Consider the following 14,001-nt stretch of genomic DNA (forward strand, 5'->3'; position numbering starts at 1 on the left):
AATAGTTTAGAAAGCTTGCGAAAAGCGAAAGTGTATCTGGTCCTGACGCAGTTGGTATATTGCGTTGGGACCGACGGTTTGCGGTATCAGAAATCGCGGTGGATTGAGCAACCGACCGTAATCGACGCCAAACTCGCCGCCGATCGGGGTCTTTAGCCGTAGCCCGATCCCGGCGGTATGCGTCCATAAGGCTCGCAGATTTTGCCGGAAGACATCGTTTGCCGGCACATCCGGCGGATTAAAAATATCGCCGATACGCCTAAATACGTTGCCGCCGTCATAAAAAGGCACGACCCTGATCGACTTAGAGATCGGCACTCGCGCCTCGAGGTTTATTACCGCCATCGCATTGCCGCCAAAGGGAACCGTGAAAGGCGCCAGATAGACGCTGTTTCCGGCCGAATTTAAGAATGTTCCCTGCGGTTCGATCACGATCCGGGGCCCGGCCTCTTCAAAATCAAAACCTCTTAAGGTATTTGATCCGCCCGCAAAAAAACGTTCGCTGACCGGCAGAATATTGTTAAGATCGGGGAACTGCACATTGTTAAAGCGGTTCGCGGCGGAGAATACAGTTGCTAGGCCGAGGATCGCACGGCCGGCAATAGTCATGTTTTTGAATTTCGGAAATGTGTAATAAAAGTTATAGCTCGCCTGAAATTTATGAAAACCGATATTTGCGCCGAGTTGCGGGATCGAGACATTATACTCAGCCGTGATATAGCTTCCGCGGGTCGGATCGCTGGCATTGTATCGGCACTTGTCGCCGGGCTCGCCCTTCGCGATCAACTCGAGCAGACCGAACCTGACCGAGCAATTCTCGCGTGTATCGCGGACATATGTAAATCCAAAGCCCGATATTCGCACACGTGCATCCGGCGTCAGCAAGTCTTTGATCAGAAGGCTTTCGATATTAGATAGACGAACATTCTCAAACCGGTATCTGCCGAAAATAATGCTTCGATTTTTACGGCTCAGCGTCCGACTCGTTTCTGCCGAGACCGACAGGCGGTTGATGGTTGGGCTACCGGTCGGATTGCCAAATGTGTCGATCGGGTTACCGGTGGCATCGATACGCTGGACGACGCCAAATGTGCCCTTATCGAAGGCTGACCGGAAGAATCGCGTGACGGTCGAGTCGCGTTGGTATTGGGCTGAAAAGGTCAGCGGTGAAAATCGGTTCTCACCGTCTTTCATAAAGCGTGGATCGATGAAATCGAACTGTACCAATTGCTGCCGCTGACTCCAACGCATCCGTGCGCCGCCCTGCCACAGGTTGCCAAATAGATTAACGTGGCGAAGATCAAAAAAGCCGTTGGCCCCGAGGTCGGTCGAGAAACCGCCGCCGTACGTCAGCAATCGCGGTTTCTGCTCGTTGACATTTATGATCACGTCGGCCGCCCGTTCGCCGGCGGTGGTGTCGCCGGCAGGCTGAGTCTTGACCTCGACACGGTCAAATGCGTCGGTGCCGTAGAGATTTTGTTCGGTGCCGTATATGTCCTGAGCCCTGAGAAATTCGCCCGGCTTGAGGTTTGAGGCTCGGCGGATCGCCTTGGGCTTGGTGGCGTCATTGCCGGTGATCAGCACGCGGTTGATGACCACCCGCCGGCCTTCTCCCTCGACCTTGAATTCGACCTTTAGTGTTCGCTTGTCGCTCCCGTCGACAAGTTCGCCTTCGATGACAGATGAACTCACGCGGGCGTCGAAATATCCCTCTTTCGAGTAAAATTCGGCAAGCGTTCTGACCGCGTTTCTGATCCTCGCACGCGAGTACTCGCGACCCTTCAACTGGGAGACTTTTGCCATCAGCAGATCGTCGGCAAATGCCTTGTTGCCCGTAACGGTTACGTCCTCGACTATCGACGGCGGCCCGTCCTCGACCTGAAAGGTGATAATGAGGTCTTCGCCGTTCGGCGAAACACCCTGAACCACGCGAACCTGTGCGTCACGGTATCCGAGTTCATTTAGGAGAGAACGGATCGTAGCGGCATCGCGCTCGAGGATGCTTAGGCTCGTAAAGCCGCGGCCATAGCCAAAAAGTGGGATGATACCCAACAGATTTGCTTCCTGTGACTCGAGCACCGTCCGGATCTCTTCGATTGGCAAGCGGTCCGTACCCTTGATCCGCAAACTCTGAAGCCGCAATTTACGACTGGCCTTGACCTGATATCTGATCGTCACGGTTCGGTCTTTCAGATCCGACGTGCCGAGATTTGAGCACAGCAACTCAGTATCGTTGGGCATCGCGTCAACGCCGTCTCCAGGGAGTTGGGGTTCGACGCTACAGATTGGCCGGACGTTCGCAAAAAAATAGCCCTTTTCCTGAAAGTAGTTTTCGAGCCTGCGTTCGCCCTCGACGATCGCGGCGTAGTCCAGTGTCCCCTCGCGCTTTAGCGGCAAGATGCGGTCCAATGTCGAGTCGCTGACCTTGCCGGCGTCCGATTCGACGACGATCTTGACGATCGGTCCGACCTTTCCTTGAATACTGATCGCGATCGTGTTGCTGTCACTGTCATAGCTGACCCGCGGATCATCGAGTTCCGGTGCGGTCAGGTCTTGTTTTCTCAAAAACGCACGCAGACCGTCAATATCACGAGCGAGTGCCTCGCGGGAAAAGGGCGTTCCCTTTACCAATTTGACCGTTTTTGGTGGGATCAGACGGTCAAGTCCGGCTATGTCGATCTTCAGTTCCCCGACCTTTGCCTGTTCGCCCGGCACGACCGTAAAGACGACGGCGACCGAATTATCACTCTGCAGAGGCGTCTGAACGTAGGTTACTTCGGATCGGTAATAACCGCGTTCGCGAAGATAGTCCAGTATCTGGTCGGCATTGTTGCGAAGCGTCTGCTCAGTGATCGTCGAACCCGGAGCCAGCAAGTCGAGTTTGAACAGCAATTCCTGCTCAGTGATAGCCTTGTCCGAAAAATCTCCCAAAATGATCGACACCTTGTCAGCCTGCCGCTTGCGCCTGATCGCAAATCTCAGGTCGACGCCGTTGAGCCCATTCAACGATGCCGTGACCTTGACCTCGGCGATCTTGTCAGTCCGATACAGCGCCTCGATCGTATCGTGGATGTGGGTCGCCGAGTACAATGCACCGATGCGGTCTTTTACTATCACCCGAAACGGTTCAGCGGCGGGCAGATTCGGTTCGCCGCCATCGACGATGACATCGACCTTTTCGATAAGACGCTTTTCATATTTTGACTGAGCGGATGTCGCTTGCGTTAGCAAGGCGAACACGATCATCAAAAATACAAACAGTCCTAGCGTGCGGCCGCACCCGCGGCTATTGTTCCTTTTGTTGATGACTATGGCGATATCAGTCAAATTTCGCTTATCGAACTTTAAAATCTCTTTCTAAACCGTATTTCAAAACTAAAGTTGTCGCGCGTGCGAGTAACATTACTGAGCGAACGCTGTTCATACTGCGCGACGAACGAGAGCTTATTAGAGACGCGGTACTCAAGCGCCAAAACCTGATTTTGATCCTGCGATAAGTTGGTCGAGTACGTGACCCGCAAGTTGTTATTGATCTGCCTTCCGACGGTCAGGCGAGCCGAAGGATCTAGTTGCTGCCCCGAGATGATCGGGTCGATCTCAAAAACGTTGAGCCCAAATAGCTTGTCGGTCGCTCGGCGGGCTGGATTATTTATGATCGAATCCGTTAGTATCTCCGCCGCGGTATTGATACCGGTCTGAGCTAGAGTCGGAATGCCGCCGGCCGTATTGCTCAGAGCACCGGTCGTGATCAGCGACACCACATCCGCCTGCGGGAGCGCCGGACTCGACCTCAGCGTCGCCGTCAGCAACTCGGTATCGTTCAGCGGTCCTGCCAGATTGACAAATATCTGATAGCCGCCGATCTCGGTCTCAGCCTGTAGATTTATTATCGGATCGATCTCTGTATTTGGCGGAAACTCCAAAACTCCCCGTTGGACGTCGTACCGATCTTTGCGGTAAAACAGGGTCCCGCTATTGGCGGTGATCCGGCCCGACAACTGTGGATTGTTGGCATCGCCCGTTAATGCAAGCGAGACCGAAGCCGTAAGATCGGCGATGTTGTTGCGGACGATGAGTGCGTCGCGGCCCTCAATTATGAGGTCAAACCGCGGCGCCGAAACGGTCGACGGCCCGGTCGACAGAGATGTATCGCGGCGTGCCCCGACGACATTGGCGAGATCGATATCCTGTGAGTAAAGGCTGCGCTTAGCGAAAACACGGCCACCGATCGTGATCTGAAGGTTTTCCTTGTCCGTTCGCCGAATACCGGTGATCTCAAGCCTAGCGTCGCCGGTCGTTAAAAAGTCATTGGGGATCGGAACGGTGACACTGTCGCCGTTTACGTTGACGCGAAATGCCTTGACCGACAATCCACTAAGAACCGCTCCGCCCGTACCGGAAAATTTGCCGCCGCCCAGATAACCTGATGCGGATTCGATCTCAGCCTGATTTGAAGTAAATATAACCCGCGTTTTTACGCGGTCAAATGTCAGCCGGTCCGAACCGATAAAGGTCGCGATCGCCGCATTCTCGGTCTGTGCTGTTCCGGACAGTCGGGCAGTTTGATTTGGGCCCGAGTACCTGACGGCAACATCCGCAAATCCGGCAAAAAAGATATCGGTGGTAGCGAGATTCAGCAACGTCAGATTGATCCGGCCATCCACCGATAGATCGTTTACGCCCGTGTCGATCAGAGCCTTGTGGCCGCTGATCGTCATATTTGAACCGCCGCCGGCAAACTTTGCGTTCTCGAAGACGACCTCGCGGGTGTTGAACCGGATCATTATCGGTTCTACGGCGGCCAGCGGATTTTCTTGCACCGTCATTGCGAGTTGCGTAAATGCAGCAGTTCCGCTCAGACGAGAACCGGTATAGACAAACTCGCCCTTGTCATTTTGCTCGCGCAGATTGCCGCCAAACTCGATCCGTCCAGTCCCGGTCCCGGTGATCGGAACGCCCTTCAATTGCGGTACAAACGCCAGATATGGAGCCAGCGGACTCTGATCGAAGACTGTCGATACGCTGAATGGCAACTCGTCCCGATCAAACCTCACCGACGCGTCTATGACCTGCTGGCGACCTTCGAGATTTGCCATCAGGGAGGCGGTCAGCACTGCGTTCTCCGTCTTTGCGTTGATCAAAACATCGCCAAATGGACTGTCGCCAATATTGACCCCGCGAGCGCCGCCGGTCAGTTCGATCTTGTAACTCGACGGCGTATCACTCTTGCCCAATGCTTTGCCGGCTAGGTCAACAGCACCTGTGATGGACGGTATATTGTCATTTTTGGGTAATGCTGCGAGCAGCAGTTGTAGCGGTATCTCGCGGCCGACCAGATCGAGATCAAAATCCTTCGACTGGCGGTCATACATTCCCTTTGCCGTAAGCGAACCGTTTCCGACGCGTATCTCGCCGGTCTCAAGATCGATCTGCGTCCCGCGAAAGACCGCCTTTGCCTTGAGGTCGTCAAAATTCTGGCCGGCAACCACGCCGTTCTTAGACGCCAGGTCGATGCTGCCCTCGGCCTTATCCGGAAGTCCCTTGATATCGACCATTCCGGAGGTTGTGCCATTTAGATCCCGGAATCGTTCCGGCAGCGTGATGGGAAGTGCGGCAAGCAGATTACCGGTATTGATGCCGTTTAGTTTAGCCAATATCTCGACGCTGTTGGCCGTGCCAAACGGAACGATCAGCGAAAAATCCGCCGTACCGCCGCCCGACTCAGCCAGCTTTCCATTGTTCAACCTGAAAACATCTTCACTGACAGCAATATCGGCCGACAGGCGGCCCAGTTGCCGTCCGCGCATCGACACAAGCTCGATCGATGCCTTGCCGTCAACGTCAGGCGAGTATAGATTGCCCGTCAATCTACCCTCAAAACTCATACGTCCGGCGACGTCCACCTCGAGATCATTCAATTCCTGTTCGACATCCGGCGCCGCACCCGTGACTTCGAAAAGCCGTTTGATCTCGGCGGCATCGCTTGAGTTGACCTGCAGAGCAAGGTTGGACTCTTCTGCTCTCAGGTCAAATCGGCCGGTCGCAGTCAGTTCGCTCTTGTCCGTAAACAAACGCGCCTTTGAAATATCGAAAAGTCCTCTGAGTGCCGTAAGTTCGACGACGCCATTGACCGGCACCATACCGCGTTCGGCAGTGCCGGCGTTGGCGGTGATCGATGCGTCAACCTTACCCGATGCGGTACTGATATCGGTGCCGTCAAATGTCAGAGCGACCGAGCCGTTCGTACTGCCCTCGATCGGGATGACACGACCGCTCTGCAGTGCCGCGAGCTTTGATAGATCGAGTGAGCTAAAGACTGCGTCTACCCGAGATTGCGTTCGCGAATTTAGAGCGACAGTCACATTTCCGACGACATCACCGTTCATCACTCGGGCATTTAGTTGGTCGAGCAGTGCTCGGTCGTTGTTGATATCGACCTTTGCCGTCGCCGACCCGAGAGCAACCGAACCGACCATACCGCCGCCGATGCTCATATCGGCCGTGGCTCGATATCGTCCTGATCTCTCGAGTATGAATACGGGGCGGTTGATCTTTACAGCATTAAGCTCGCCGCCATCGGACAGGCTTTTTGTCTTCTTCAAGCTGATATTGCCGGCATCGACATCGCCCGATCGGCCCTCGAGCGTACCGTTACGGATCGTCAGACGGACACCCGCGATATTGAGGCTGCCGAGCACGGCGGAGTCGGTCTCGAGCCGAGCGACTCTCAGTTTGTCGGAGTAGATGACGGTGCCCGCGGCAGTGTCCTCAAGCGTGGCGAGCGGCGTTTCGATGCCTTCGACGATCGTGCCACTTGCGTCGATCCGTGAGGCTTTCAGATCAGTCGCCGTGAGGCCGACATTGCCCTTTCGAACGTCGATACTAAGCCGGTCGGCGGAGACGTTCTTGAGTTTCGCTGCTTTGGTTTCGGCCGTCTCGGATCTGACGCCGTTGACCTCGACCTGGGTGCGTCCGGTAACGCTTTTGACTTCAACGCCGCTGGAGGTTACTCCATTAAGGCGATAATCCTCGGTCACGTAGGACTTGGCAGCGACGTTGGGCGAAGAGATATCGACGCCACCATCGATGAGCTTAAGTTTGAGCTGTCTCGCTCTCAGATCCAATAGTTCGGTGTCGCCGATCGAAAATCTCTGCGCCCGGCCATTTCCGACCTCTGCCCTAAACTGACGGTCTTTGTACTCGGCCATTGCGTCCGATAGAAAGAGTCCGCCGAGCGATAATGTCGGCGATTTGGCGGCGATCGCCTGCAGTTCGCCAACCCAACGAAAATCAGTGCCGGTGCCCCGCACATTCCCCGTCAGTTTTGGAAAATCGACCTGAAAGTCCTCAAACGTGAGCATTTCTGCGACGGCTGTGCCGTTTGCGGTATAGTTTGCGTTAGTGCCCTCGACCGTTGCGGCTACATTGGCTGCCCGGAGATATACGCCGCCGGCACGTATCGCCTGCGAATCGGCGTTGCCCTCGACGCGATATGCCTCGCCGTGGCCGGTAACCTTACCCTTAAAATTACCGACACCGCGAAGAGCTGATCCGGGCGAAACAAAATTTGAGATCTGCGTTATGTCCAGTGTCGATTCGATCTGCAGTTCATAATTAGGGTCTGCCCAGTCGCGGATAATCCCAGTCAAGCTCGCTTGTCCGACCGGCGTATTTACACGAAGGTCGTTGATCTCGGCTCCGTGCCGATCGGCAATACCGATCGCCCGCAGATCGATATTCTGGATCCTCCGATCTTCGTAAGCAAAGTTAGAGTCCTTTGCAAAAATATCGAAATTGTAGCGTTTGCTCTCGGCATCAGCACCGGCCGAGGCCGCATCCGGGGCGAATGACACGGTCAGATCCTTGGCGTCGCCGGCGATCCGCCGCGAGGCGTCACCAAAGTGGATAACGCTGTCCGTTATGTTGACCTTGACCGAATCGTATCGAAAGTTTACGGACGAGCCGCGCTCATCCTCGATAAACTTCAGATTCGAAAAATTTGAGCGGCCGTTTTCGTCAAATTTGACCCACACCTCGGCACCGCTTACGTCTGATGACTCGAGACTGATGTCGCGAGTCAAACGCCATGCCAAAAGATCCAGCACCGTCATTCCGAGCCGCAGATCGCGGACAAAGAATAGCTTTTCACCGCTGACCTTGTCCTTGAATGTCGCATTTCGCATCTCAAGCGTCATCGGTGACGCGGTGACGCGAAATGATTCCGGCTCAAAATCGATGCCGATCTGATCGAGTTTTGACGTAAGTTGTCCCTTGATATAACCGTCAAAAACTCCAACTCGATAAAGTACAAAGATCGTGATCCCAACGACAACCAAAGCGAGAGCTGCGGCGCCGAATATCGCAAGCACCCGTCGGCGGCCAAACAACGAGCGGCGAACGGGCGCGACATTGCCGTCGTCGCCAGTATTTTCGCTTGGTTGGTTTTCGATCTTATCGTCTGCCATTCGATCGTATCTTCGGAAGCGTCTCGTTAGAGGCCGACGGTCTCAATTATTTCGAGGTCAAATGCCTCGATCGCCGAAAAACGCGGCGGATGATTGGTCAATAGTTTGATCCGCTTGAGCCCGAGGTCGCTCAATATCTGCGCGCCGATGCCGTAATCGTGTGTTTTGCCATATCCGGTCTGTTGCTTTGCGGTCGTAAAATCGAGGCCTTGCTCCTGCATCAATTTATATGTCCGCAGCTGATTGACGAGATCGAGATTATTTTCACGCTGCCGGAGATATAGAATAACGCCACGGCCCGCCGCCGATATCTTGCTCAGCGAAGATCGGATCGCGGTCGATGCCTCGCCGATGTTCGCACCGAACATCGCGAACGTAATATTCTCTGTTTGGACGCGAACAAGAGTCTCAGCCGTTGTATCGGAAACATCCCCGAGGACAAATGCCACGTGCATTTCACCGTTTATCTGATTTTGGTAAACTATTGCCCGCCAAGCTCCGCTTTCACTTGGCAGATCCGATTCGACAACGCGTTTGACTAACCGCTCTTTCCGGACGCGGTAGCGGACGAGGTCGGCGACGGAAATGATCTTTAGCTCGTGCCTGGCCGCAAATACTTCGAGTTCCGGCATTCGTGCCATCGTCCCGTCTTCATTCATTATCTCGCAGATGACCGCCGCCGGCGTCAATCCCGCGATCTTAGCGACATCGACACTTGCCTCCGTCTGGCCGACACGCACGAGGACGCCGCCGCGTTTTGCCCTCAGCGGAAATACGTGTCCGGGCCGGGCGAGGTCCGTGGCTTTCGACGCGGGATCGACAGCCTTGAGGATCGTCGTCGCACGATCAGCGGCCGAGATGCCCGTCGTTACGCCCTCGCGGGCCTCGATCGAGATCGTAAATGCCGTGCCCATACTCGAGGTGTTATCTGATGTTTGAGGTATCAATTGCAGCTCATCGCAACGCTCCTCGGTCAGCGGCAGACAGATGAGGCCGCGGCCGTGAGTCGCCATAAAATTGATGATCTCAGGCGTCACTTTTTCGGCGGCACAGACCAGATCGCCTTCGTTCTCGCGGTCTTCGTCGTCGACGATGATGATCATCTTGCCGTCGCGAATGTCGTCGACGGCTTGTTCGATTGATGAAAGGGACATTATTTTCTGATCTGACCGTGCTTTCCGGTTGTGCCGATCATCCTTGATTAGTACCTAAATATTAACGAATGGCGACGTTTTTTGCTAACAATATCGGCATTTTGGAGTTGTCCGCTCGAGCCGCACTCTACCCACGAAACTGCTTTGGTTACTTGTATTTGCTGATTATGCTGACAAAATAACAGTTTATGGCGCCGCCTCTGCCGGACAATTCAGCCAGGCTCAAACTCATTCTCCACGGACTTTTCCTAATTTCGGGAACAGTTACCGTGCTGATCGGGCAAGTTTTGCCGATCCTCGCCCGCCATTATTCGCTCAGCGATCTGCAATTGAGCTTTTATTTTCCGGCTCAGTTTGCGGGGTCGCTCGCGGGCACCTTTCTGACCAGTCGCTACGCTCGAAAGAATCAGTTTCTATTAGCGTCGATAATCGGAGCGGTTTTGATGGCGGCCGGACTGCTCTTGATGAACGTCGATTCCTTTGGCGTATCGCTCTTCGCATTCGGTTTGAACGGTGTCGGGATCGGACTCACACTGCCGGCGATCAATATGACGGTGCTCGAACTCAGTCCGCTGAACACCGCATCGGCATTGAGCTTCTTAAACTTTTTCTGGGGCGTCGGAGCAATCATCTGCAAGCCGTTTGTCGATCTATCGAGTGGTGGAAACGACATACTGCCAACAACGTTGATCCTTTGCGTTCCTATGCTGATTGCGGCGTCAATGCTTTATTTTCAGCCGACACGCATCATTGAAACCGGCACCGATAATAGCGGCGCCGAGGATAGCGGCACGCCGATCTGGTCTTTGCCGTTGGCGTGGGTGATCGCACTTTTCAATTTTATCCACGTCGGCTTTGAGAGTGGAATGGGCGGATGGTTGACGACCTACACCGAAAGGGTCGATAGCACGCAGATCGGCCAATGGGTATCACCGACGCTCGTATATTTTTTGCTTTTTGTCATCGGCCGCGGCGTCGCTCCACTGATGTTTCGTTTTCTGAATGAAAACAAGATGCTATTACTCGGTCTTTTTGTCGTGCTGGCCGGAATGATGACGACCGTTACGGCCGTATCTGTTCTGACGCTTGGCATCGGGGCGGCGATCGCCGGATTTGGAACTTCCTGGATCTTTCCCACCAACGTCGCCAGATTTTCAAAAACGTTCGGGCCGGAAGCTTCACGGCGGGCAACGCCGCTTTTTATTTGCGGAACTCTGGGTGCAGCATCCTCGACTTGGTTGATCGGTTTTGTGTCTGATCGTACAGGCGATCTGCGTTCGGGAATGTATGTGCTCGTCGGATGTATTGTGTTGCTGATCGGTGTCCAGGCAGTGATCGGTATGCGTCGCCGGGTAGAGGCTTAATCGTCCAGTTTCAAACCTTTAAGATACTCGCGAAACTCGCCGCCGAGATCCTCGCGCTTGAGTGCATACTCGACTGTCGCTATCAGAAATCCGAGTTTGTCGCCCGCATCGTGACGCGTACCGTCGAGTTTGACGGCGTAGAACGGCCTTGACCTGAGCAATAGACGCATCGCATCGGTGATTTGTATCTCGCCGCCGGCACCCGGAGCGGTTTGCTCGATCGCTTCAAAAATATCCGGCGTAAAGATATATCGGCCGATGATCGCAAGATCTGACGGAGCGTCGGCAAAGGCCGGTTTTTCGACCATATCCTTGATCTTATATACGCCGGGCTCAACCTCATCCGCATCGATCACGCCAAAACGAGAGATAGCCTCGCCCTTGACCTGCATAGTCGCAATAACCGGCGCCTGATATTTTTCAAAGACGTCCATCATCTGTCTCAGAGCGGGTCGTTCGGCATCGACGATGTCGTCCGCTAAGAGTGCGGCGAACGGTTCGTGACCGACAAAATCCTTTGCCTGATAGATCGCGTGCCCGAGGCCCAGGGCTTGCTTTTGCCGCGTGTAGCTTATCTTAGCGATGTCCGAAATAGCCCGCACCTGCTCAAACATTTCGCTCTTGCCCTTGTCCTGCAGCAGCTTTTCGAGTTCGAACGAAATATCAAAATGATTTTCGATCGCACTCTTGTCGCGGCCCGTGATGATCAGTATCGATTCGATACCGCTGGCGACAGCCTCCTCGACCGAGTATTGGATCAACGGTTTGTCGACGAGCGGCAGCATCTCCTTAGGCGACGATTTGGTCGCCGGCAGAAATCTTGTACCCAATCCGGCTGCGGGAAAAACGGCTTTGCGAACTTTGTTTGTCATAGCGCTTTTGCTAAATTCGTGTTGTCTTTCAGATAAAGACAAACTTTAGATTTTAGGTTAAAAACGCCCGATAAACAAACATCCAGAGTTGTGTCCGGCGAATAAAAATGCGGTCAAAATTACCGCCAATTCGAGAGTAGATCAAAAATGCTGGACCTTAACTTTGTTAGAGAAAATTTTGACGTCGTCCAGGCCGCACTTGCTAACCGCAATTTCCCGCTTGACACCTTAAACGAGTTTGCCGCACTCGACATCGAGCGCCGCCGCGTGATCGGTGAATCAGACGGCATAAACCAATTGCGCAACGCCGCGAGTAAAGAGATCGGTGCATTGATGCAGTCCGGCGACCGCGATGCTGCCGAGGTGAAAAAGGCAGAGGTCGCGGGCCTCAAGGACAAGCAGTCGGCGCTCGAATCGCAACGCGATGCGGCCGAAGCCGCGATGAGGAATATCCTCATCAACCTCCCCAACATCCCGGCATCGGATGTCCCGGTCGGCGCGGACGAAACCGCTAACATAGAGGCCCGCAAATGGGGTGAACCGCGTAATTTTGAGTTTGAACCGAAGGATCACGTGGATCTCGGCGAGGCTCTCGGCATCCTCGATTTTGAACGCGCTACTAAGATCGCAGGCTCACGATTTGCGATCCTGAACGGCGCGGGAGCGAGGCTTGAGCGGGCACTCATCAATTTTATGCTCGACGTCCACACGACCGAACACGGCTATACCGAGACGTTGCCGCCATATCTGGTCAATCGGACATCGCTATTCGGTACCGGACAACTACCTAAATTTGACGCGGACCTTTTTAGCATCAACGACGAACGAGGTTTTTCGCTGATCCCTACGGCCGAGGTTCCGGTAACGAATTACTATTCGGGCGAGATCCTCGACGCTTCGGACCTGCCGAAATACTTCACGGCATACTCGATGTGCTTTCGCAGCGAAGCAGGTAGCTATGGCCGCGACACCCGTGGACTGATCCGTCAGCACCAGTTCGAAAAGGTCGAACTCGTGAAGATCTGCCTGCCCGAAAGTTCGGCCGACGAACACGAGAAACTCACCGCCGATGCCGAACGCATACTGCAGATGCTCGGATTGCCCTACCGAACGGTCATACTCTCGACCGGCGATATGGGATTTGGTGCGCAGAAGACCTATGATCTTGAGGTGTGGCTGCCGGGCCAAAATACCTACCGCGAGATCTCAAGCTGCTCGAACTGCGGTGATTTTCAATCACGCCGGATGAATCTGCGCTTTCGCCGCAGCGGCGGAGCAAAGCCCGAGTTTGCCCATACACTCAACGGCAGTGGCCTCGCCGTCGGACGAACCTGGCTCGCCGTTGTCGAAAACTATCAGCAGGAAGATGGCTCGATCCTGATCCCCGAAGTGCTTCGCCCGTATATGAACGGGCTGAGCGAGATCAAGAATATTTAGCCGTGACTAACGTGGATAGACTTTGGTAGAAAATACGTGAGTTAGCAAATTCTGCTCCGCGTCGTCCGCGATCGACGGTGGCAAAAACCTTCTTTGGGCATCTCCCGAGGTTGACCAATATCAGTCGTGTAATTACGATGTAATTATGAAAACCCAGATCATCCAGATCGGTAATTCGCAGGGCATTCGCATTCCGAAAGTTTTGCTTGAAGAAAGCCGGATCATTGGTGAGGTCGACCTCGAACTCCATCCCGACGGCATCCTGATCCGAAATGCGCAGAAGCCGCGTTCGAATTGGGACGCTCGGTTCAAGGCAATGTCGGAGAACGAGGATGACGAACTTATCGGCGGCAGATCGACCACCGAGTTCGATAAAAAGGAGTGGCAATGGTAGAACGCTTTGACGTTTTTTTGGTCAATCTGGATGACGAGATCTGCGGGGACGCAAAAAATACCCGGCCGTGCGTTGTCGTGTCGCCGAATGAGCTGAACAGCAACATTGCAAACGTGATCGTCGCCCCGCTGTCCTCGAATACCGCGCCGTACCCGACGCGGATCCCGGTCACATTTCTAAACAGCGAACGCTCGGTCGTACTCGACCAACTGCGGGCGGTCGACAACGCCCGTCTTGTGAAAAAGGTCGGCGTCCTCGAATCTGCGGCTCGAAAGCCGATCCTCGATTGTCTTACAGAAATGTTCGCCGAATAGA

8 protein-coding genes are annotated in these 14,001 nt (G+C 54.3%); 4 read left to right on the top strand and 4 right to left on the bottom strand.

Annotation, left to right across the window (positions count from 1 at the left end):
- Positions 1–6: 6 nt before the first annotated feature.
- From IPQ00_12920 to ribB, 3 genes are read right to left on the bottom strand one after another with little or no spacing between them, the layout of a single operon-like run.
- On the bottom strand, positions 7–3,327 hold the full coding sequence (locus IPQ00_12920; GenBank protein MBL0241462.1) for a BamA/TamA family outer membrane protein: 3,321 nt from the start codon (positions 3,325–3,327) through the stop codon (positions 7–9).
- A gap of 17 nt (positions 3,328–3,344) precedes the next feature.
- The gene (locus tag IPQ00_12925) at positions 3,345–8,465 is read right to left on the bottom strand and encodes a translocation/assembly module TamB domain-containing protein (GenBank protein MBL0241463.1); all 5,121 of its coding nucleotides are present in this window, start codon (positions 8,463–8,465) and stop codon (positions 3,345–3,347) included.
- A gap of 26 nt (positions 8,466–8,491) precedes the next feature.
- A complete protein-coding gene (gene ribB, locus IPQ00_12930) occupies positions 8,492–9,619 on the bottom strand; it encodes a 3,4-dihydroxy-2-butanone-4-phosphate synthase (GenBank protein ID MBL0241464.1) in 1,128 nt (375 codons plus the stop codon).
- Positions 9,620–9,807: 188 nt separating this feature from the next.
- On the opposite strand from ribB, the gene IPQ00_12935 reads away from it, so the two are divergent.
- The gene (locus tag IPQ00_12935; protein ID MBL0241465.1) at positions 9,808–10,983 is read left to right on the top strand and encodes an MFS transporter; all 1,176 of its coding nucleotides are present in this window, start codon (positions 9,808–9,810) and stop codon (positions 10,981–10,983) included.
- On the opposite strand, the gene galU is transcribed toward IPQ00_12935, so the two are convergent.
- Positions 10,980–11,855, bottom strand: coding sequence for a UTP--glucose-1-phosphate uridylyltransferase GalU (gene galU / locus IPQ00_12940; protein MBL0241466.1), 876 nt, complete (start codon positions 11,853–11,855; stop codon positions 10,980–10,982). The genes IPQ00_12935 and galU overlap by 4 nt on opposite strands.
- A gap of 147 nt (positions 11,856–12,002) precedes the next feature.
- Between galU and serS the strand changes: the two genes are divergently transcribed.
- The 3 genes from serS (at position 12,003) to IPQ00_12955 (ending at position 14,000) form a co-directional block, all read left to right on the top strand.
- Positions 12,003–13,292: a serine--tRNA ligase gene (gene serS, locus IPQ00_12945; GenBank protein MBL0241467.1), complete on the top strand. Its 1,290-nt coding sequence runs from the start codon at positions 12,003–12,005 to the stop codon at positions 13,290–13,292.
- 145 nt (positions 13,293–13,437) lie between these two features.
- Positions 13,438–13,686, top strand: coding sequence for an AbrB/MazE/SpoVT family DNA-binding domain-containing protein (locus IPQ00_12950; GenBank protein ID MBL0241468.1), 249 nt, complete (start codon positions 13,438–13,440; stop codon positions 13,684–13,686).
- Positions 13,680–14,000 (top strand): type II toxin-antitoxin system PemK/MazF family toxin, encoded by a 321-nt coding sequence (locus IPQ00_12955; protein MBL0241469.1) that lies wholly within the window; start codon positions 13,680–13,682, stop codon positions 13,998–14,000. The genes IPQ00_12950 and IPQ00_12955 overlap by 7 nt, the downstream gene beginning before the upstream one ends.
- The last annotated feature ends 1 nt before the right edge of the window (position 14,001 follow it).

The organism is Chloracidobacterium sp., from assembly GCA_016720705.1.
Lineage (GTDB): Bacteria > Acidobacteriota > Blastocatellia > Pyrinomonadales > Pyrinomonadaceae > OLB17.